This window comes from Streptomyces sp. NPDC054887 (genome assembly GCF_053610585.1).
The window spans coordinates 94,729-115,561 of the sequence record NZ_JBSGYQ010000007.1 but is presented as its reverse complement, the minus strand read 5'-3'; the positions used below and the strand labels follow the sequence as shown (position 1 = coordinate 115,561).

General features: G+C 73.6%; 13 protein-coding genes. 8 read left to right on the top strand and 5 right to left on the bottom strand.

The features are described from left to right. Positions 1–306: 306 nt before the first annotated feature. The 3 genes from ACWGH0_RS06185 to mfd all read left to right on the top strand — a co-directional run bounded on the left by ACWGH0_RS06185 (position 307) and on the right by mfd (position 7,409). Positions 307–1,095: an ABC transporter ATP-binding protein gene (locus ACWGH0_RS06185; protein WP_453402955.1), complete on the top strand. Its 789-nt coding sequence runs from the start codon at positions 307–309 to the stop codon at positions 1,093–1,095. Further along, complete coding sequence (locus ACWGH0_RS06180; RefSeq protein WP_453402954.1) at positions 1,092–3,677, top strand: ABC transporter permease; 2,586 nt, start codon at positions 1,092–1,094, stop codon at positions 3,675–3,677. Before ACWGH0_RS06185 ends, ACWGH0_RS06180 begins: the two co-directional genes overlap by 4 nt. Before the next feature lie 201 nt (positions 3,678–3,878). Further along, a complete protein-coding gene (mfd, locus tag ACWGH0_RS06175) occupies positions 3,879–7,409 on the top strand; it encodes a transcription-repair coupling factor (protein WP_453402953.1) in 3,531 nt (1,176 codons plus the stop codon). Between the two features lie 207 nt (positions 7,410–7,616). Here mfd and ACWGH0_RS06170 read toward each other — a convergent pair whose 3' ends face one another. Further along, positions 7,617–8,897 (bottom strand): SGNH/GDSL hydrolase family protein, encoded by a 1,281-nt coding sequence (locus ACWGH0_RS06170; protein WP_453402952.1) that lies wholly within the window; start codon positions 8,895–8,897, stop codon positions 7,617–7,619. Between the two features lie 80 nt (positions 8,898–8,977). Next, a complete protein-coding gene (locus ACWGH0_RS06165) occupies positions 8,978–9,556 on the bottom strand; it encodes a TetR/AcrR family transcriptional regulator (RefSeq protein ID WP_453402951.1) in 579 nt (192 codons plus the stop codon). Positions 9,557–9,743: 187 nt separating this feature from the next. On the opposite strand from ACWGH0_RS06165, the gene ACWGH0_RS06160 reads away from it, so the two are divergent. Further along, positions 9,744–10,619 (top strand): SCO6745 family protein, encoded by an 876-nt coding sequence (locus ACWGH0_RS06160; RefSeq protein ID WP_453402950.1) that lies wholly within the window; start codon positions 9,744–9,746, stop codon positions 10,617–10,619. A 25-nt stretch (positions 10,620–10,644) separates the two neighbouring features. Continuing rightward, positions 10,645–11,421: an HNH endonuclease family protein gene (locus tag ACWGH0_RS06155; protein ID WP_453402949.1), complete on the top strand. Its 777-nt coding sequence runs from the start codon at positions 10,645–10,647 to the stop codon at positions 11,419–11,421. A 113-nt stretch (positions 11,422–11,534) separates the two neighbouring features. On the opposite strand, the gene ACWGH0_RS06150 is transcribed toward ACWGH0_RS06155, so the two are convergent. Next, positions 11,535–12,374: a DUF4190 domain-containing protein gene (locus ACWGH0_RS06150; RefSeq protein ID WP_453402948.1), complete on the bottom strand. Its 840-nt coding sequence runs from the start codon at positions 12,372–12,374 to the stop codon at positions 11,535–11,537. 199 nt (positions 12,375–12,573) lie between these two features. Between ACWGH0_RS06150 and ACWGH0_RS06145 the strand changes: the two genes are divergently transcribed. The 3 genes from ACWGH0_RS06145 to ACWGH0_RS06135 all read left to right on the top strand — a co-directional run bounded on the left by ACWGH0_RS06145 (position 12,574) and on the right by ACWGH0_RS06135 (position 17,026). Beyond that, on the top strand, positions 12,574–14,703 hold the full coding sequence (locus ACWGH0_RS06145) for an N-6 DNA methylase (RefSeq protein WP_453402947.1): 2,130 nt from the start codon (positions 12,574–12,576) through the stop codon (positions 14,701–14,703). A 134-nt stretch (positions 14,704–14,837) separates the two neighbouring features. Further along, positions 14,838–15,497 carry a hypothetical protein gene (locus ACWGH0_RS06140; RefSeq protein WP_453402946.1) on the top strand — a complete coding sequence of 220 codons (660 nt, stop codon included), beginning with the start codon at positions 14,838–14,840 and terminating at the stop codon, positions 15,495–15,497. Continuing rightward, complete coding sequence (locus tag ACWGH0_RS06135; RefSeq protein WP_453402945.1) at positions 15,494–17,026, top strand: protein kinase domain-containing protein; 1,533 nt, start codon at positions 15,494–15,496, stop codon at positions 17,024–17,026. Before ACWGH0_RS06140 ends, ACWGH0_RS06135 begins: the two co-directional genes overlap by 4 nt. 30 nt (positions 17,027–17,056) lie before the next feature. On the opposite strand, the gene ACWGH0_RS06130 is transcribed toward ACWGH0_RS06135, so the two are convergent. Together ACWGH0_RS06130 and ACWGH0_RS06125 are read right to left on the bottom strand one after the other, a co-directional pair. Further along, entirely contained in the window at positions 17,057–17,974 is a 918-nt protein-coding gene (locus tag ACWGH0_RS06130; protein WP_453402944.1) for a class I SAM-dependent methyltransferase, read from the bottom strand. A 65-nt stretch (positions 17,975–18,039) separates the two neighbouring features. Next, entirely contained in the window at positions 18,040–20,781 is a 2,742-nt protein-coding gene (locus tag ACWGH0_RS06125) for a YfhO family protein (protein WP_453402943.1), read from the bottom strand. Positions 20,782–20,833 lie beyond the last annotated feature (52 nt).

Here is a 20,833-nt window from a genome sequence, read left to right as displayed (position 1 = left end):
CACGTATCTGGCCCACGACACCTTCTCACCCGCAGGTCACGCGGCGGGAGGGTGCGGGCTGCCCGGAGTCGGGGTCCACCCGGAGGCGGAGAGCCCCTAGGGGCTTCTCCTCATTTCTGGCCAGGGGGTGTTCGTCCCGGTGGAGGACGAGGGAAACGCGCCCGTTCTTTAGCTTGTTCTTACGGGCCGCCGCACGTCGGCGGGTGGGGGTAGCCCCAGGGCGGATACGGAGATGCGCACCAGTGTGCGGGGGGTCCCCGGCCGCCAGACTCGACGTACCTGATCACACACTTGAGGAGAATCACCGTGACAACGGCTATGACCATTCCCAGGCACGGGGGCACTGGAGGGCGTACGGCCGTTGCCGCGAGGGCGCGGCAGCTCGTCAAGGCGTACGGGTCGGGGGAGACCCGCGTCGTCGCGCTCGACCACGTCGACGTGGACATCAACCGGGGGCAGTTCACCGCCATCATGGGCCCGTCGGGCTCCGGCAAGTCCACGCTCATGCACTGCCTCGCGGGCCTGGACACCGTCACCTCGGGCGAGATCCACCTCGACGAGACCGAGATCACCGGACTCAAGGACAAGAAGCTCACACAGCTGCGCAGGGACCGGATCGGTTTCATATTTCAGGCGTTCAACCTGCTTCCCACCCTGAACGCCCTGGAGAACATCACGCTGCCGATGGACATCGCCGGCCGCAAGCCGGACGCCGCGTGGCTGAACCGCGTGGTGGAGACGGTCGGCCTGTCCGACCGCCTCAAGCACCGGCCCACCCAGCTGTCCGGCGGCCAGCAGCAGCGCGTCGCCGTGGCGCGGGCGCTCGCCGCGCGCCCGGAAATCATCTTCGGTGACGAGCCCACCGGAAACCTCGACTCCCGAGCCGGGGCGGAGGTGCTGGACTTCCTGCGCAAGTCCGTCGACGAGCTGGGCCAGACCATCGTGATGGTCACGCACGACCCGGTCGCCGCCTCGTACGCGGACCGCGTGCTCTACCTCGCGGACGGCAGGATCGTCGACGAGATGTTCTCGCCGACCGCCGACCAGGTCCTCGACCGCATGAAGGACTTCGACGCGCGCGGGCGGACCTCATGACCGTCGTCAGGACCTCGATGCGCAACTTCCTCGCGCACAAGGGGCGGATGGCGCTCTCCGCCGTCGCCGTCCTGCTCTCGGTGGCGTTCGTGTGCGGCACGCTCGTCTTCACCGACACCATGAACACGACGTTCGACAAGCTCTTCGCCACCACCTCCGCCGACGTCACCGTCAGCCCCAAGGCGGCCGAGGACGACGACAACGGCCCGCGCACCGGCCGGCCGGAGGCCCTTCCCGCCTCCCTCGTCGAGCAGGTGACCAGGACCGACGGCGTGAAGTCCGCCGAAGGCGCGGTCGTCAGCATGTCCGTCACCGTCGTCGACGGCGACAACAAGAAGATGGGCTCCGACAGCGGCGCTCCGACGATCGCCGGCAACTGGACGCGCAACGACCTGAAGTCGATGGACATCACCTCCGGGCACGCCCCGCGCGGTCCCACCGAGGTGATGGTCGACGCCGACACCGCCGACAAGCACGGCCTCCAACTGGGCGACGAGCTGCGCACGATCGCCGTCACCGGTGACATCGACGCCAGGATCTCCGGCATCGCGTCCTTCAAGATGACCAACCCGGGCGCGACCGTCGTCTACTTCGACACCGCCACCGCGCAGCGCAAACTGCTCGGCCGGACGGACGTCTTCACGCACGTCTCCCTGACCGCCGAAGAGGGCGTCAGCGACACGCGCTTGAAGCAGCGCGTCGCGACCGCGCTCGACGGGGCGGCCGGCGGCCCGTACAAGCTCCAGACCGCGAAGGAGGCGGCGGACTCGGGCCGCGAGCAGGTCGGCTCGTTCCTCTCCGTGATGAAGTACGCGATGCTCGGCTTCGCCGGGATCGCCTTCCTCGTCGGCATCTTCCTCATCGTCAACACCTTCTCGATGCTGGTCACCCAGCGCACCCGTGAGATCGGCCTGATGCGGGCCATCGGCTCCAGCCGCAGCCAGGTCAACCGGGGCGTGCTGACGGAGGCGCTGCTGCTCGGCGTCGTCGGTTCGGTCCTCGGCGTGGGCGCCGGCGTCGGCCTCGCGGTCGGCCTGATGAAGCTCATGGGCTCCATGGGCATGGAACTGTCCACCAAGGACCTGACGGTGGCCTGGACCACCCCGGTCGTCGGGCTCGCGCTCGGCATCGTCGTCACCGTCGTCGCCGCCTACATCCCCGCACGACGCGCCGGGAAGATCTCCCCGATAGCCGCCCTGCGCGACGCCGGGACCCCCGCGGACGGCCGGGCCGGCCTGCTGCGGGCCGCGATCGGCCTGGTCCTGACCGCGGCGGGCGGCGCGCTGCTGTACCTGACGACGCAGGCCGACAAGGCCGCGGAGGGATCGCTGTTCCTCGGCGGCGGCGTAGTCCTCACCCTGCTCGGCTTCATCGTCGTCGGCCCGCTCCTGGCGGGTGGCGTGGTACGGGTGCTCAGCGCCGTGCTGCTGCGGATGTTCGGCCCCGTCGGCCGGATGGCCGAGCGCAACGCGCTGCGCAACCCCCGGCGCACCGGAGCGACCGGCGCGGCGCTGATGATCGGCCTGGCGCTGGTCGCGTGCCTCTCCGTCGTCGGGTCCTCGATGGTCGCCTCGGCGACCCAGGAGCTCGACAAGTCCGTCGGCGCGGACTTCATCATCGAGAGCGGGCCCAGCGGCCCGATCGTGCCGGCCGCCGAGAAGGCGCTGCGCGCGGCGCCCGACCTCGCGCACGTCACCGGCTACAAGATGATCCGGGCCGAGCTCACCTCCCCGGACGGGAAGAAGGAGACCGAGGAACTGGTGGCGGCCGACCCGACGTACGCGCAGGACCTGCGGCGGGAGACCGTCGCCGGTGAACTGGCGGCGGCGTACGGGAAGAACGCCATGTCGGTCGGCAGCGACTACGCCGAGCGGCACGGCATCGAGGCGGGCGACACGATGACGGTCGCGTTCAAGGGCGGCGAGACCGCGAAGCTGAAGGTCGCGGCGATCACCTCGGACGAGTCGAACGTCGACAAGGGCGCGATGTACACCAACATCACGACCGCCGAGCGGTACCTGCCCGCCGACCGCGTCCCGCCGAACATGATGATGTTCGCGAAGGCGGTGGACGGCAAGGAGAAGGCCGCGTACGCCGGGCTCAAGAAGTCGCTGGCGGACTACCCGCAGTTCACGGTGCGGGACCAGACCGACTTCAAGCAGGGGCTGAAGGACGAGATCGGGCAGCTGCTCAACATCGTCTACGGCCTGCTGGCCCTCGCGATCATCGTCGCCGTGCTCGGCGTGGTGAACACCCTCGCCCTGTCGGTCGTCGAGCGGACCAGGGAGATCGGCCTGATGCGGGCCATCGGCCTCTCGCGCCGCCAGCTGCGCCGCATGATCCGCCTGGAGTCGGTGGTCATCGCCCTCTTCGGCGCCCTGCTCGGCCTCGGCCTGGGCATGGGCTGGGGCACGACGGCCCAGAAGCTGCTGGCCCTGGAGGGCCTCGGCGTCCTGGAGATCCCGTGGCCCACGATCCTGACCGTCTTCGTCGGATCGGCCTTCGTCGGGCTGTTCGCGGCCCTGGTCCCGGCCTTCCGGGCCGGCCGGATGAACGTACTGAACGCGATCGCCACCGAGTAGGGGCAGTGGTGACGCGGTGACGGGCCCGGCCCCGGGGGAGACCCCGGGGCCGGGCCTTCCGCCATGCCGCCTTCAGCGCCGCAGCGTTCCCCCGCGCGGGTGGCGGCCCCGCGTCGTAGGCTGGAGCCCCCGGCCCGTGAGACGTGTCGGGCCCTTCGCGTTGTCCACCTCGTCACCTCGTTACCCGGACGGAAGCCCTTCATGAGCCTGCACGGTCTGCTGGATGCCGTAGTACGAGACCCGGCGCTCGCCGAAGCGGTGAAGGCCGCCACCGACGGCAACCGCATGCACGTCGACCTGGTCGGCCCGCCCGCCGCGCGCCCCTTCGCGGTGGCCGCGCTGGCCCGCGAGACCGGGCGTACCGTCCTCGCCGTGACCGCCACCGGCCGGGAGGCCGAGGACCTCGCCGCCGCCCTGCGCACACTGCTGCCCGAGGAGGGGATCGTCGACTACCCGTCGTGGGAGACGCTGCCGCACGAGCGCCTCTCGCCGCGCAGCGACACGATGGGCCGGCGCCTCGCCGTGCTGCGCCGCCTCGCGCACCCGCACGCCGACGACCCGTCCGCCGGCCCCGTGAGCGTGATCGTGGCGCCCGTGCGGTCGGTGCTCCAGCCGCAGGTCAAGGGCCTGGGGGACCTGGAGCCCGTGGCGCTGCGGACCGGACAGAGCGCGGACCTGGGCGAGATCACGGCGGCGCTGGCGGCAGCGGCGTACTCGCGGGTGGAGCTGGTCGAGAAGCGCGGCGAGTTCGCCGTGCGCGGCGGCATCCTCGACGTCTTCCCGCCCACCGAGGAGCACCCGCTGCGCGTGGAGTTCTGGGGCGACGACGTCGAGGAGATCCGGTACTTCAAGGTGGCCGACCAGCGGTCCCTGGAGGTCGCCGAGCACGGCCTGTGGGCGCCGCCCTGCCGCGAGCTGCTGCTCACCGACAGCGTGCGCGAGCGCGCCGCCGCCCTCGCCGAGGCCCACCCGGAGCTCGGCGAGCTGCTCGGCAAGATCGCCGAGGGCATCGCCGTGGAGGGCATGGAATCGCTGGCCCCGGTCCTCGTGGACGACATGGAGCTGCTGCTCGACGTCCTGCCGAAGGGCTCGATGGCGCTGGTCTGCGACCCGGAGCGGGTGCGGACCAGGGCGGCGGACCTGGTCGCGACCTCCCAGGAGTTCCTCCAGGCGTCCTGGGCGGCGACCGCGGGCGGCGGCGACGCCCCGATCGACGTGGGCGCGGCCTCGCTGCGCGGCATCGCGGACGTCCGGGAGCGCGCCCGCGAGCTGGACATGCTGTGGTGGTCCGTGGCCCCGTTCGCCGCCGACGAGGAGCTGTCCGATGACACGCTCAAGATCGGCATGCACGCCCCGGAGGCGTACCGGGGCGACACGGCCCGGGCGCTCGCCGACACCAAGGGCTGGCTGGCCGACGGCTGGCGCACCGTCTACATCACCGAGGGCCACGGCCCTGCGGCCCGCACCGTGGAGGTCCTGGGCGGCGAGGGCATCCCGGCCCGCCTGGAGGCCGAACTGGCCGAGATCACCCCGTCGGTCGTGCACGTGGCCTGCGGCTCGATCGACAACGGCTTCGTCGACCCCGGGCTGCGGCTGGCCGTACTGACCGAGACCGACCTGACGGGCCAGCGCACCGCCAGCAAGGAACTGGGCCGCATGCCGGCCCGCCGCCGCAAGACCATCGACCCGCTGACGCTCCAGGCCGGCGACTTCATCGTCCACGAGCAGCACGGCGTGGGCCGCTACATCGAGATGGTCCAGCGCACCGTCCAGGGCGCGACCCGCGAGTACCTGCTCGTCGAGTACGCCCCCGCCAAGCGCGGCCAGCCCGGCGACCGCCTCTACATCCCCACCGACCAGCTGGAGCAGGTCACCAAGTACGTCGGCGGGGAGGCCCCCACCCTGCACCGGCTCGGCGGCGCGGACTGGACGAAGACGAAGGCGCGCGCGAAGAAGGCGGTCAAGGAGATCGCCGCCGACCTCATCAAGCTGTACTCGGCGCGCATGGCCGCCCCCGGCCACACCTTCGGCCCCGACACCCCGTGGCAGCGCGAGCTGGAGGACGCCTTCCCGTACGTCGAGACGCCCGACCAGCTGTCCACCATCGCCGAGGTCAAGGAGGACATGGAGAAGTCCGTCCCCATGGACCGCCTGGTCTGCGGCGACGTCGGCTACGGCAAGACGGAGATCGCGGTACGGGCCGCCTTCAAGGCGGTGCAGGACGGCAAGCAGGTCGCCGTCCTCGTCCCCACGACACTGCTGGTGCAGCAGCACTTCGGAACGTTCTCCGAGCGGTACGCGCAGTTCCCGGTCGTCGTGAAGGCGCTCAGCCGCTTCCAGTCCGACACCGAGGCGAAGGCGACCCTGGAGGGACTCAAGGAGGGCTCCGTCGACGTCGTCATCGGCACCCACCGGCTCTTCTCCTCCGAAACGAAGTTCAAGGACCTGGGCCTGGTCATCGTCGACGAGGAGCAGCGCTTCGGCGTCGAGCACAAGGAGCAGCTGAAGAAGCTGCGCGCCAACGTCGACGTCCTGACGATGTCCGCCACCCCCATCCCCCGAACCCTCGAAATGGCGGTCACCGGCATCCGCGAGATGTCGACGATCACCACGCCGCCCGAGGAGCGCCACCCGGTGCTGACCTTCGTCGGCCCGTACGAGGAGAAGCAGATCGGCGCCGCGGTCCGCCGCGAACTGCTGCGCGAGGGCCAGGTCTTCTACATCCACAACCGGGTCGAGTCGATCGACCGGGCGGCCGCGAAGCTCCGCGAGATCGTCCCGGAGGCGCGGATCGCGACGGCGCACGGTCAGATGGGCGAGAACCAGCTGGAGCAGGTGGTCGTCGACTTCTGGGAGAAGAAGTTCGACGTACTGGTCTCCACGACGATCGTCGAGTCGGGCATCGACATCTCCAACGCCAACACCCTGATCGTCGAGCGCGGCGACAACTTCGGCCTCTCCCAGCTCCACCAGCTCCGCGGACGCGTGGGCCGGGGCCGGGACCGCGGCTACGCGTACTTCCTCTACCCGCCGGAGAAGCCGCTGACCGAGACCGCGCACGAGCGGCTGGCGACGATCGCCCAGCACACCGAGATGGGCGCGGGCATGTACGTCGCCATGAAGGACCTGGAGATCCGCGGCGCGGGCAACCTGCTCGGCGGCGAGCAGTCCGGTCACATCGCGGGCGTCGGCTTCGACCTCTACATCCGTATGGTCGGCGAGGCCGTCGCGGACTACCGGGCGGCGGTGGACGGCCAGGTCGAGGAGGAGCCGCCGCTGGAGGTCAAGATCGAGCTTCCGGTGGACGCGCACGTTCCGCACGACTACGCGCCGGGCGAGCGGCTGCGCCTCCAGGCGTACCGGGCGATCGCCTCGGCGAACTCCGAGGACGACATCAGGGCCGTCCGCGAAGAGCTCACCGACCGCTACGGCAAGCTCCCCGAGCCGGTGGAGAACCTGCTCCTCGTCGCCGGGCTGCGGATGCTGGCCCGGGCCTGCGGCGTCGCGGACATCACCCTGGCCGGCCCGAACGTCCGCTTCGGCCCGGTGGAGCTGCGCGAGTCGCAGGAACTGCGCCTCAAGCGCCTCTACCCGCGCACGGTGATGAAGCCGGCCACGCGCCAGATCCTGGTGCCGCGCCCCACGACGGGGCAGATCGGCGGCAAGCCGGTGGTGGGCCGCGAACTGCTGGCGTGGACGGGCGAGTTCCTCACGACGATCCTGGGGTCCTAGCGTCGCGGCGCATGCCGATGACGCCGTGCCCGGTCCAACGCGGACCGGGCACGGCGTCGTGACGTACGGGCGGGGCGTCGGAGCCGGCGTACGGGCCCGACGTCGGACAGCCGGCGTTCGGGCCCGATGCCGGAGCCGGTGTACGGGGCCGGACGTCCGAGCCGGTGTACGGGGCCGGACGTCTGAGCCGGCGTACGGGGCCGGACGTCAGAGCGCGTCGAGGTCCAGCGCGTCGGCCATGGCGCGGTACCCGGCGTCACTCGGGTGCAGCTTGTCGCCCGAGTCGTAGGCGGTGCGCAGACCGCCGTCGGGTCCGGCCACGGCGCGATCGAAGTCGGCCACCGCGTCGTACGCGCCCGAGGTGCGGATCCAGTCGTTGACGGCCTGGCGCTTGGCCTCGTTGACCCCTTCCGGGTCGTCGTAGAACGATCCCTTGATCGGCGTCAGCGTGGCGCCGACCACCTTGATGCCCTTGGCGTGCGCCTGGCGGATCAGCGACCGGTGACCGTCGATGAGCCGCTCGGCGGACACCTCCGGGGTGGGGCCGCCGGGGAACGTGGGGCCGCTGCCTCCGATGTCGTTGATGCCCTCCAGCACGATGACGGTGCCGACGCCGGGCTCGCCGAGCACGTCCTCCTTGAAGCGGGCGATGCCCTTCTCCCCGGCCCACGTCGTGTCGTTGGTGACCTGGTTGCCGCCGATGCCGTGGTTGAGGACGCCGCGGGGCCTCCCGGCGGCGGCGAAGCGCTCGGCGAGCTCGTCGGGGTAGCGGTTGTCCGCGTTCGGCGAGGAGCCGACGCCGTCGGTGATGGAGTCGCCGAAGGTCACCACCCCGTCGCGGCGCCCGGCCGGCTTGCCGCCGGTGACCTCGACGCCGGTGAGGTAGTACCAGGAGTCGCTGCTCTCCCCGAACGCCGCGCCGCCGTGGTCCGACCGGTGGTCTCCGTCGGCCCGGTAGCTGGTGGCGGCGGAGAAGTGGTGGAAGGTGGCCGGTCCGGTCGGCCCGGCCAGATACAGCGTGACCGTCAGCGACTCCAGGGCCCTGACCCTGAACGGGACCCCGTCACTGGTCGCCGTGGCGCCCGCGGGGATCGTCACCGCGCGCCCCTTGCCGAACGACAGCTCCCGGACCGAACCCGGCTTCACGGCCGCGCCCCCGGCCGTGCGGGCCACGGTCGCGCCGGTGACGCGCAGCGGGGCGGAGCCGTAGCGGTTGGACAGTTCGATGCGGGCCTTCGTGCCGCCGGTGGTGACCCGGACCACCTGCCGGACCGTGTGGTTGTCGAAGCCCTGAGGCGACCAGTTGGGAGCGAACGGCGCGGTCGGCGCCTGCGGTGACGCCGCCCATCCGCCCCGCCACTTCGCGATGTGCTGCTCGGCGGCCGCGGCGGCGGCCGGGCCCTGGGTGCCGGTCACGGGAAGCGCCGCCAGCGTCGCCGCCGACAGCAGTGCGATTCCCGTACGGCGTAAGGAAGTTATGGTGCACATGCGTTCCGCCCCCTGCTTGATTCCTGAGTGCCTGTGCCGATCGCGTGCGTACGGGGTGATCAAGGGCCCGGGGGCCGCGGCTATTCCCCGGGGGCCGCCGGGCGGGTGAACAGCATGGCCGCCATGGAGCCGAAGACGTCCTCCGGCGCGTCCCCGGCCGGGGTGCCGTCCAGGTTGTGCGTCAGCAGCAGGGTGGCGAAGCCGTGGGCCACCGACCAAGCGGCGACCGCCGTCAGTTCGGGGTCCCCGGCCCGGTCCGCGGGCAGCCCGGCGACGCCGGCGAGCAGCCGGTCGTACGAACGGGCCTTCGCGGCCAGCAGTTCCGGGTCCTCGGGGCGCAGCAGGTCCGGCTGGAACATGACCTGGAAGTGTGCCGGACGGTCGCGTGCGAAGCGGACGTACCGCACACCCGCGTCGCGCAGGTCCTTCGCGTCGGACAGGGCCACCGCCAACAGGTCGTGCCCTTCCGTGGCGATGGCGGTCAGCAGGCCCGTGCGGTCCTTGAAGTGGTGGGCGGGGGCGGCGTGCGAGACCCCCGCGCGGCGGGCCAGGTCGCGCAGGGACAGGGCGGCAGGGCCGTCCGTGCGGATGACGTCGAGCGCCGCTGCGAGGACGGCCCGTCGCAGGTCGCCGTGGTGGTACGTGCCGCGGGTGGTCATGGGCGGCACCCTACGCCAATCTAGTCATTGACAAGTTCGCGGGCGCCGGGCAATCCTGTGGTCGTCGGGACGGGCGCGCGTCCGGAGGGCCGGGCGTGCGTGCCTGAGGGCGGCGTATCCGGTCAGCGCGTGCCGGAGGCGTGCGGTGCGTGCCCGGAGCGGCCGGGTGCGTTCGGAGGGGGAGACCATGGGCGGGGAAGTCGTGGAACCGGGGCGCGTGCGGCAGATGTGGCACCTGCTGGAGCCGCTGCACGCCGTCGTCTACTACGCCCCCGAGGTCTTCGCCGAAGCGGAGCGACTCGGGTACGCGACGGATGTGCGCTGGCCGAGTTACTTCGCCTGGCGCTCGGCGCCGCTGGGGGCCGTGAGCGCGGTGGCCGTCGCCTCCGCCTTCTACAGCTTCAGCCCGCGCACGGTCGCCGAGTACGTCCCGGCCGCATGGGACGTCGCCGGCCCGGCGGACGTCCTGGCCGCCCGGCTGCGGGGAGTGGACCGGGCGTACCGCGCCCTCTTCGGGGCGCTCGTCGACGAGCCCGGGACCGCCGAGGCCGCGGTCCTCGCCCGGCGGGCCGCCGAGGCGGCGGAGACCGCGGGCCGGCCGCTCGCGGCGGCGAACGCCGCACTGCCCTGGCCCGACGCCCCGCACCTCGTGCTGTGGCAGGCCGCCACGGTCCTGCGCGAGCACCGCGGCGACGGGCACCTCGCGGCGCTGCTCACCGCCGGACTCGACCCGGTCGAGGCCCTGGTGGGCTTCGCGGGCGTCGGAGCGGCGTCCGCCGGGACGTTCCGCAGCCGGGGCTGGAGCGACGAGGAGTGGTCCGCCGCGCGGGAACGGCTGCGGGCGCGCGGCCTGCTGGACGCCGACGGGGTCGCCACCGAGGCGGGGCGCGCCCTGCGCGCCGGGGTGGAGCGGACGACCGACGAGCTGGCCGCCGCGCCCTGGCGGGCCGTCGGGACGCAGGGGACCGCGCGGCTCGCGGAGTTGCTGGGGCCGCTGTGGCTGGCCGTGCTGGGGTCGGGGCTGCTCCCGGCGGAGAACACCCTGGGCATCGGCAAGGTGTAGTACGCCCCGTGGGACGCTGGGGGACATGCATACCGACGCGCCCCGACGGACCGCCTGGATACGTACCCCGACGCCCGCACGGGCCCTCAGGACAGCGCTCCCGGCGGCCGCGCTGTCCGCCGCTCTCGCCGTCACCGGCTGCACGCCCGAGGCGGTGGAGGGCAGCGGCGGCGGGCGGGAGCAGGGCGCCGCGGGTTCGGCCCTCGCCGCCGTCGGGACGCTCACCGTCAAGGGGCGGGCGCCGAGGACCGGTTACGAGCGGGAGGCGTTCGGCAGCGCCTGGGCCGACACCGACGACAACGGGTGCGGGACCCGCGACGACATACTGAAGCGGGACCTCGCCGGCGTACGGATCAGGAGCGGCGGCGGAACCGAGTGCATGGTCGCCGCCGGGACGCTCACCGAAGACCCCTACACCGGGCGGCGCGTGGAGTTCGTGCGCGGCCGCAGCAAGGTGGACATCGACCACGTCGTCGCGCTGTCCGACGCCTGGCAGAAGGGCGGGCAGAAGTGGGAGCGCCGCAAGCGGGTCGCGTTCGCCAACGATCCGCTGAACCTGCTGGCCGTCGACTCCTCCGCCAACCGCCGCAAGAGCGACGGCGACACGGCGACCTGGCTGCCGGCCAACAAGGCGTACCGCTGTGTGTACGTGGCCCGTCAGGTGGCGGTGAAGAAGAAGTACGAGCTGTGGGTCACGGGCGCCGAGCGGGACGCGATGAAGCGCGTGCTGTCGCGGTGCCCGGACGAACGGCTGCCGGCGGCGGGCGGCCCGACCGAGGCCCCGGCCCGTTTCGGCCGGTGAGCCGCCGCGGGCGTGTGACCGCGTACGCGTGAATGAGTCCGGCCCACTCGCGGGGGGTGCGCGAGTGGGCCGGACGGTCCGGGGTGCCGCCGTTGTGGCGGGGGTTCAGGCGATCAGAGCTTGAGGTCCCACTGCGAGGCGTCGTGGGAGAAGTCGGGGGAGATCTCGACGACCAGGTTCTCCGCGTCGGCCGGGGTGTCGAAGGCGTACACCACGGTGGCCTTCTTGCCCGGCGCCAGCGAGCCGGTGAAGATCTCGCCGACCTTCTCGTCGAAGATCTGCTCGGCCTTCACGCCGTCGGCGCCGGCACGGGCCTCGGCGGTGACCAGGGCGGCGTCGAACTTCTTGGAGCCGGCGTTGTCGAGGACGACGGTGACCTTGTAGGCCTTGTTGCCCTTGCTGTGCCCGATCGCGTACTCACCGGGGGTGTAGGGCTCCGGGGCGGACATCGTGACGGTCAGCTTGTCGTCGTAGACGGCGGAGTCGCCGGCGGACAGGGTCTGGGAGTCGGCGCCGTCGCCGGCGCCCTTGTCGCCCTTGGTCTTCTTGTCCTTGTTCTTGCCGGCGCCCTTCGCGGAGCCGTCGCCCGACTCCTTGGCGGCCGACGAACTGCTGGTCGCGTTGTTGATGTCGTCCACCGCGTCGTCCACGGCCTTGAAGAGGATCACCGCGCCGACCACCGACATGACGAGCGAGACCAGGCCCAGAATGGCGCCCGCCAGGGCGACGCCCTTGTTGGTGGCCCCGCCGCGCTTGGCGCGGCCCCGGCCGGCCAGGCCCATGACCAGGGCGATGATGCCGAGGATGCCGGCGAGCCAGAAGAAGAACGGGACCAGACCCGACAGCGCGCCGATGATGCCGAGGATCAGGGCGGCGGTGCCCAGGCCGTTGCGGGCCTGCGCGGCCGGCACCGGAGCCTGAGGGAACTGAGGCTGCTGCGTGTACTGAGACATGGATGTCCTCCGGACAAGGTGTGTGCGGGACTGCCTTGCCGCCCCGTTCTGCTGCGATGGGTCAATCACAGCAGAGGTTGTGAACCGAGTCAACACGGTTCACACGGGAACTGTAATTCACGGCGTGAAGAGGTCGCTCTTGCGTACGCGGGTATGCTCTGTGCACAAGCAGGTGCAGGGGTACGAGGGGAGCCGGCCGGTGTCGGACAACGCAGCAGAGGTGACCGCCGCCGGAATCGCCCGGCTCGCCGGGGTGGGCCGCGCCGCCGTGAGCAACTGGCGCCGCCGCCACCCCGACTTCCCCAAACCGGTCGGCGGCACGGAGACGAGCCCCTCGTTCGCCCTCGCCGATGTCGAGCAGTGGCTGCGCGACCAGGGGAAAATCGCCGAAGTGCCGCTCCGTGAGCGGGTCTGGCAGCAGCTCGCGGGCCACCCGGAAGGAGCCGTCCCGGCCCTGATCCAGGTCGGCTGCGTCCTCCTGCTCGTACGCGACCGGCCCACCGCGTGGCTCCAGCTCTCCGCCGTCTCCGACGAGAAGCTGGCCTCCCTCCTGCCGCCGGCGCTGGAGCAGGTCCTCGGCCCCCGCTTCGGGCCCGGCCGGGCCGTTCACACCCCCGGCACACCCGGGCTCGCCGCCTCCGTACCCCTGCTGCGCGCCACCGCCGAGCTGGCCGCCGAGCTCGGCGCCCGCCAGACGTACGAGTTCCTGCTCGGCCGCCACCTGGACGCCAACCCGCGCCAGTACACACTCACGCCGCCCGGACCCGCCGCCCTGATGGCCGCCCTCGCGGGCAGCCCCCGTACCGTCCTCGACCCGGCCTGCGGCACCGGAACCCTGCTGCGCGCCGTCGCCCAGGGCGCCGGCGGCGCGTCCGCCGACGCACGGCCCGACGGCGGGCCGCCGCCCGGCGCCCCGGAGAAGCGCGCCCTGCACGGCCAGGAGACCGACCCCGACCTCGCCGCGCTCGCCGCCCTGCGCCTGGCCCTCCAGACCGAGCACGGCGCCACCGACGTACGCGTGGCCGCCGCCGACTCCCTGCGCGCCGACGCCTTCCCGCACCTCGCCGCCGACGCCGTGCTCTGCCACCCCCCGTTCAACGAGCGCAACTGGGGCCACGACGAGCTGGCGTACGACGCCCGCTGGGAGTACGGCTTCCCGGCCCGTACGGAGTCCGAACTGGCCTGGGTCCAGCACGCCCTGGCCCGGCTGCGCGAGGGCGGCACCGCCGTCCTCCTGATGCCGCCCGCAGCCGCCTCCCGCCGCTCCGGCCGCCGCATCCGCGCCGACCTGCTGCGCCGGGGCGCCCTGCGGGCCGTCGTCTCCCTGCCGGCGGGCGCCGCGCCCCCGTACGGCATCCCGCTGCACCTGTGGGTGCTGCGCAGGCCCGCGCCCGGGGGCCGCCCCTCCCACGAAGTGCTGCTCGTCGACACCGCCGACCTCTCCGCCGCCGGTCGCGACAAGCTCGACTGGCAGGCCCTGCACGGCGCGGTCCTCGACACCTGGCAGAGCTTCGACCGCGACGGCACCGTGGAGCAGCGTCCGGGCGTCAGCCGCTCGGTGTCCGTGATCGAGCTGCTCGACGACGACGTCGACCTCGCCCCCGCCCGCCACCTGCCGCCCCCCGCCGCGGGCGGCGGCGCCGCCGAACTCGCGGCCGTACGGGAACGGCTGGCCGAGACGCTGCGGCAGACCACCGCGCTCACCCCGCCGGCGGGCGAGGCCGCGCCGCCACCGCGCTGGCCCACCACCACCGTCGGCGAACTCGCCCGGGCGGGCGCCCTCGTGCTGCGCGCGGGCGGCGCGGGAGCCGGTTCCGGGGAACGGGTCCTCACCGAGCAGGACGTGCTCACCGGCGGCGCGCCCTCGGGCGTCCTTCCCGAAGGCGCGGCGGAGGACCCCGTGCGCGTCGAGACGGGCGACGTGGTCGTGCCGGTGCTCGGCGGCGGCTCGGTCGCCCGCGTCGTGGACGACGCCACCGCCGGCGCCGCCCTCGGCCGCAGCCTCCAGCTCCTGCGCCCCGACCCGGCGGCCCTCGACCCGTGGTTCCTGGCCGGCTTCCTGCGCGGCACCGCCAACAACCGGCAGGCCAGCAGCTACGCCTCGACCTCCACCCGCCTCGACGTACGCCGCCTCCAACTGCCCCGCCTGCCCCTCGCCGACCAGCGGCGCTACGGCGAACGCTTCCGCGCGCTCGCCGAGTTCGAGGACACCCTGCGCCGGGCCTCGCGCCTCGGCGAACGGCTCGTGCAGGGGCTGTACGACGGCCTGACGGACGGGACGGTACGGCCCGGCCGGGACGCGAGTGAGGAAGGTGCCGCACGGGAGTGAGCGGTGCCACAACGGATCCGTACAACCCATGGGCCGCTGTCGGTGTCGGTGTATACGCTCAAGGCGCTTGATCGAGCGCTCGCCGCGGCGGGCATCCGTCCCCCGTACGTCTCATTAGGTCTTCAGGAGCAGCCATGCACGGCTCCGGCACCACGCCGCCGGTCCGCACGGACGGCGTCGTCATCACCATGCGTGTGCTGTTCCCCCTCTGCGCCGTCTTCAGCTGCGGCATCCTGTCGTGCGTGCCGCTGTTCCGGATCGCGATCCTGCGGGGACGCTGGTACGACTGGGTGGCCGCGTGGGGGAGCCTGCCGCTGGCCATCACGGCGTTCGGCGTCGTCGGCGCGCTGCCCGAGGGCGACGTCAGGACCGACATAGCCCTGTCGTTCGTCCTGCTCCTGGGGGCGGCGACCGCCGGTTACTTCCTCGTCTTCGACATCCGGCACTACGCGCGGCTCCAGACGGCCGGCGTGCCGCACTCCGTCACCGGGTCCCGCGTCCCGTACAGCCCGTACGTCCAGCAGCAGCAACAACAGCCGCAGCAGCCCCGGCCGCCGTACGGTCACGCCCACACGCCGCAGCCGCAGTACGGCTACCCGAACCCTTACGCGAGCACCCCGGCCGCCCACCCCGTCCCGGCGTCCACGCCCCAGCCGCAGCCCCACCAGCACCCGCCGCGCCCGCAGGAGCAGCAGCAGCCGCAGAGCGCCCAGCGCATGGAGCAGGTGCGCGCCGAGCTCGACGAGCTGAGCGACCTGCTGCGCCGGGACCAGCGGGGTGACGGCGACCGGTGAACGGGCGGATCATCGCGGGGCGTTACGAGCTGTCCACCGTCATCGGCCAGGGCGGCATGGGCCAGGTCTGGACGGCGTACGACCAGCGCCTGGACCGCCGGGTCGCCGTGAAGCTGCTGCGCCCCGACCGGATGGCCGCCGCGACCGCCGCCGAGGAGATGCGCCGCCGCTTCGTGCGCGAGTGCCGCGTCACCGCCCAGGTCGACCACCCCGGGCTCGTCACCGTCCACGACGCGGGCAGCGACGACGACGACCTCTACCTGGTCATGCAGTACGTCAAGGGCGCCGACCTGGCCGACCACCTGGCCGAGCACGACCCGTACCCCTGGCCGTGGGCCGTCGCGGTCGCCGCGCAGCTGTGCGCCGTGCTGTCGGCGGTGCACGCGGTGCCGATCGTGCACCGCGACCTCAAGCCGCGCAACGTCATGGTCAAGCCCGAGGGCACCGTCACCGTCCTCGACCTCGGCGTCGCCTCCGTCCTCGACACCGACACCACCCGCCTCACCCACACCGGCTCGCCCATCGGCAGCCCCGCCTACATGGCGCCCGAGCAGGCGATGGGCGGCGCGGTCGGCCCGTACACGGACCTGTACGCGCTCGGCGTCCTGCTGCACGAACTGCTCAGCGGCAACGTGCCCTTCGCCGGCTCCACCGTCCTCGGCGTCCTGCACCGCCACCTGTACGAGCCGCCGCTCCCCGTCCGCCAGCTCCGCCAGGACGTCCCGGAGCCGCTCGAAGCGCTCGTCCTGCGGCTGCTCGCCAAGGACCCGCAGCACCGCCCGTCCTCCGCCCAGGAGGTCTACGAGGCCCTGGTCCCGCTGCTGCCCGCGCACGGCGGCGCACCGTCGGGACCGCTCGACCCGACGCGCCCGTTCCTGCGCCCGCACGCCCCCTGGCCCGACCGCGCCACCACCCCGCCCGCCGCCCAGCCCACCCCCGCGCAGGCGCAGCCCGACGTCGCGGGCGCGGTGGACGAGGTCAAGCAGCTCCTCGGCGAAGGGCGCATCACTCAGGCCGTCGACATCCTCGGCGGGATCCTCCCGGCTGCCGCCGCCCAGCACGGCGAGCGCTCCCCCGTCGTCCGCATCCTGCGCAAGCAGTACGCCGCGACGCTCCTCGACGACGGCCAGTACCGCCGCGCGCTTCCCGAGCTGCGCCGCCTCGCCGACGACCGCGCCGCCGAGGCGGGCCTCGCCGACCCGCAGGCCCTCCAGTTCCGGTACGACGCCGCCCAGTGCCTGGAGCAGCTGGGCGAACCGGCCGCCGCGCTCGCCGAGTACCGCGGCCTGCTGCCGTACTTCGAGAACCAGTACACGGGCGGCACGCCGCCCACCGAGGCCACCGCCCGCGCCTTCGACATCCGCCACCGCATCGCGAACCTGCTGCTCGCGATGGGCGACCACGCCGCCGCGCACGCCCAGTTGCAGGGCCTGCTGTACGACGCCGAGCTCGCCTACGGCCCGTACCACCACCTGCCCGCCGAGGTGCGCCGCGCGCTGGACCGCACCCAGCGGATGCGGGACGTCTGAGCCCTGCGCAGGCCCCGGCGGGCCTGTCCGTCAGCGCGCTCGCAGGAAGGCCGAGGTGGCGACCCGGCCCACCGTCGTGAACCTGCTGTCGCCACCCGCGAGGTGCTTGTCCAGCGCCTCCTTGACGCCGGGCCAGCGCGCGTCGCCGTAGTCGTCGAGGACGACGACCGCACCCGGGGCGGCGATCCGCTCCACCCACTCCAGGTCGGCGAGGACGCCCTCGAAGGAGTGGTCGCCGTCGACGACGATCACGCCGTACGCACGGTCGGAGACCTCCGCCCGCACCTGCGGGTCGCCCGAGAAGCCCTGCCGGACGCGGGCGCCGGTGCCCGCGAGGCCGCCGCCGAGCGCCAGGTTGGCCCGTACGACGTCCTCGCGCACCGGCGTGCCCGTCGGTTCCTCGTAGTCGGAGGTGCCGGGCTGGAGCTGCGAGCCGGCCAGCGGATCGACGATCGTCAGCGTCGCCTCGACGCCCGTGCGGTGCAGCATCCGCAGCAGGGCCGCCGCGAAGAGCCCGTGCAGGGTGCCGATCTCCAGCACGTCGAGCCGCGGCACGCCGCCGTCCGCGGCCCCGGGCCGCGCGAGCAGCGGGACGGTGGCGAGCTTGCCGCACACATTGGACGTGCCGCCCGCCATCCGGCCGACGCCCAGCGCCTCCAGCGCCACCACGGTGCGGTAGGCGACGGTCACATTGCGGCGGGCGTGGTCGCCCGCGTCCGTCGTGGCGGCGACCTCGGCCACCAGCCGGTCGATCTGGTCGGGCGTCGGCATGCGGTGCTGGCCGCGCCCGGTGCGGTCGAGCAGCAGGGTGAGGCCGTGCTGTTTGCGCCGCAGCTCGGTGACTTCGCGGCGCAGCCCCGCGGTGTGCCGTGAGATGCGCTGGTCGACGAGCGCGGCGACGGGGCGCAGGGCCCACTTCGTCAGCCGGTTGCTCAGCAGAGATGGCATGCGGATCGCCTCTGGCCTCGGTCGGTCCTGGGGTGGGGGGCAGGCGGCCGACCGTACGCCGCCGCTCATGCCGTGCGGGCCACGGGCCGGTGGTCGGGGGGTGAAGTCTTCGTGTGCCTCCGGCGGCGCCGGGCCGCCGCGCGGGGCAGGGCGGCCACCGCGGCGAGCACCAGCAGCGACAGCCCGCCCACGACACCGCCGGCGCGCAGCCCGGGCGGGCTGAACGCGCAGGACACGGACGAGGCGCGGCCGTCCAGAGGCACGGCGACCAGCCCCAGGTACGAGCCGGCGGGCCGCGCCCCGGCGCCGTCCGTGCGGCAGCTCCAGCCGGCGATGCGCGGCATGGCGAAGACGGCAGTGCCCCGGGCTCCGGGCGGCAGTGTGGCCCGTACGCCGCTGTCGGTGACGCGCACCCCGGTCGCGCCGCCCGCCCGCAGACCGTCCACGGCGGTGGCCAGCCGCTCGCGGTCCAGGCAGCCGACGCTGCGGCGCGGCAGCTTGCCGGCCCCCGTGCCCCGCAGGGTGATCGCGACCCGGCCGTCGCGCGGTACGGGGCCGAGTGGCTGCATCGCGGCCCGCCGTGCGGGCACGGCGCCGCGCAGTGTCGCCTCCGTACCGGCGCGGGCACCGTCGAGCCGCGCCGTACCGGAGAAGCCCGGGGCCCAGAGGAACACCTCGCTCCGGGCGGGGCAGGCGGCGGTCAGCGTGGCGCCGCCGCCGTTGCGGCCGCCGCCTGTGTCGCTGCCGGCGCCGTCGCGCAGGGCGGTGGGCGGGAGGGTGTAGACGCGGGCGCCGAGGAGCTTCTCCTGGTTGCGGAAGGGGGAGGCGGCGAAGCGCGGTGCGGGGCCGGGCGGGCGCACGGTGACCAGCCGGGGCGCCGCGGCGCGGGTCACCGTCACCTCGCGGTCGTCGGGCCGCGACCACCGCTGGTGCGGGTCGCGCGGCATGTGCACCCGCGCGCCGACGGCGAACACGGCGTCGGTCACCGGGTTGTCGAGGCTCTGGACGGCGCGCCCGTTGGACGTCCAGCCGGCGCCGAGTGCGGCGAGGGTGCGGGTGAGGACGTCGGGCGTGTGGCTGCTGTAGTACGCCGCGCCCTGACCGCCCACCAGCAAGGGGTCGTTGGCGGTGGTCTGCTCCCGGCCGGGCTCGGTCCGGTGGGCGGGCCACCCGTCGGCAGCGGCCACGGCGTCCGCCTGGGTCCACTGCCGGCTGCCCCACGACGCGTAGTCGTCGAACTGCGCGAGCCGCCGACGGTCGGCGTAAGCGGTGGTGACGGCGGCCTGCGCGGCCGACGCGCCGACCAGCAGTACCGCGGCGGCCACGACCGCCGCGCGCCGCCGGCGCGGGCCGGCGGCACCGGCGAAGGCCCCTGTGCGGACCCGCGCGCCACCGCCCGACCCAAAACCCCACTTCGCGTACGCCCCACGACCCGGCCCGCCCGGCCCGGCACGACGCCCCGCGCTCCCCGCCGCCTCCCGCTCCTCGTCCTCCGCCGCCTCCGCACGCTCCCCACCGCCCGCGCTCCGGGCGTACCGGGCCAGGATCACCGCTGCCGCCGTCGCCGCCACCCCCGCCGCCGTGAGCGGGTACGTCCACGAAGTGATCAGGGTGCTGCCGGCCGCGCCCGCGGACAGCAGGGCGACCGCGGCCGTGCCGCCGAGCAGGGCCCGCCGCTCCGGCCAGCCGTACGAGAGCGAGATCCAGGCCGCCGTCACCACGACCCCGGCGAGCACGAACGTCTGCCGGTACGGGCTGCCGTTCGGCGTGGCGAAGACGTGCCACAGCAGGTGCGTGGGCCCCCACTGCGCCGACACCGCCACAGCGGCCATGAGCAGCGTCCACGCCCACCGCTCGCGCCGGGGCACCGCCCGGTTGAACAGCAGGGTGCCCGCGAGCACCAGCCCGCCCGCCCCGAGGAAGCCCGCCGGAGTGAAGAAGCCGTACGTCGCGGGAAGCGTCCGCGCGAACACGTCGGTCCATTCCGACGGCGTGAACTCCCGCGTCCACCCCGGGTACGCGTGCCGCGACCCCAGGAAGACCACGGCCAGCAGCGGCGCCGCGAGTCCGATGCCGAGCGCGGTGGAGCCGGCCGCGCGGGCCAGTGCGCGCAGCCTCCGGCGTACCGGCACCGCGTCGTCGGTGAGCAGCCGCAGCAGCAGGACGAGGCCGGCCCCGAGGGTCGCCATGTAGGCCGTGTAGAAATTCGCGGTCCACGCCAGCGCGACGACGACGGGACCCAGGACGAGGCGACGTCCCGTACGCGCCCACTCGCCGGCCAGGCACAGCAGCGGAAAGGCGATCAGGCCGTCCATCCACATGGGGTTGTAGACGGCCTCGGCGACCGACCACCCGCACAGCGCGTACACCGACCCGAGCGCCCCCGCCGCCCACCACGGGCCTGTTCCGCCGCGCCGCAGGGCGAGCAGCAGCACGGCCATGGCGGCCGCCGCGGCCCCGGCCTTCAGCACCGTCGTCACGTACACGGCCAGATCGATCTCGTCGCGCGGGAACAGACCGACGAGCAGCGCGAACGGGCTGCTGACGTACGTGCCGACGTCGGCCAGGAAACTCGTGCCGTACCCGGACTGCCAGTTGACGAGCACCCCGCCGTCCGCGCGCCCGTGCAGCAGGTCCCACAGACGGGCGTGGTACGGCACGAACTGGTTGCCGAGGTCGTTGACGGCGCGGGTGCGCGGCCCGAAGGGAAAGGACCGGGCCGCCGCGTCACCGGCGCACACCGACGCGACCGTGACGATCGCCGCCAGCGCCGCCGCACGGCCCCGGGCCGCTTCCACAATCGACATGCTGATCCTTCTACTGCGCCGGATATCGAATGGGCCAGCATGTGACGGAAAA

Bases quoted from the DNA above. Each gene is read 5' to 3' on its own strand.
- ACWGH0_RS06165 (WP_453402951.1), bottom strand. From the start codon at position 9,556: ATGACCACCCGCGGCACGTACCACCACGGCGACCTGCGACGGGCCGTC.
- ACWGH0_RS06150 (WP_453402948.1), bottom strand. From the start codon at position 12,374: ATGTCTCAGTACACGCAGCAGCCTCAGTTCCCTCAGGCTCCGGTGCCG.
- ACWGH0_RS06170 (WP_453402952.1), bottom strand. From the start codon at position 8,897: ATGTGCACCATAACTTCCTTACGCCGTACGGGAATCGCACTGCTGTCG.
- ACWGH0_RS06160 (WP_453402950.1), top strand. From the start codon at position 9,744: ATGGGCGGGGAAGTCGTGGAACCGGGGCGCGTGCGGCAGATGTGGCAC.
- mfd (WP_453402953.1), top strand. From the start codon at position 3,879: ATGAGCCTGCACGGTCTGCTGGATGCCGTAGTACGAGACCCGGCGCTC.
- ACWGH0_RS06130 (WP_453402944.1), bottom strand. From the start codon at position 17,974: ATGCCATCTCTGCTGAGCAACCGGCTGACGAAGTGGGCCCTGCGCCCC.
- ACWGH0_RS06140 (WP_453402946.1), top strand. From the start codon at position 14,838: ATGCACGGCTCCGGCACCACGCCGCCGGTCCGCACGGACGGCGTCGTC.
- ACWGH0_RS06180 (WP_453402954.1), top strand. From the start codon at position 1,092: ATGACCGTCGTCAGGACCTCGATGCGCAACTTCCTCGCGCACAAGGGG.
- ACWGH0_RS06155 (WP_453402949.1), top strand. From the start codon at position 10,645: ATGCATACCGACGCGCCCCGACGGACCGCCTGGATACGTACCCCGACG.
- ACWGH0_RS06125 (WP_453402943.1), bottom strand. From the start codon at position 20,781: ATGTCGATTGTGGAAGCGGCCCGGGGCCGTGCGGCGGCGCTGGCGGCG.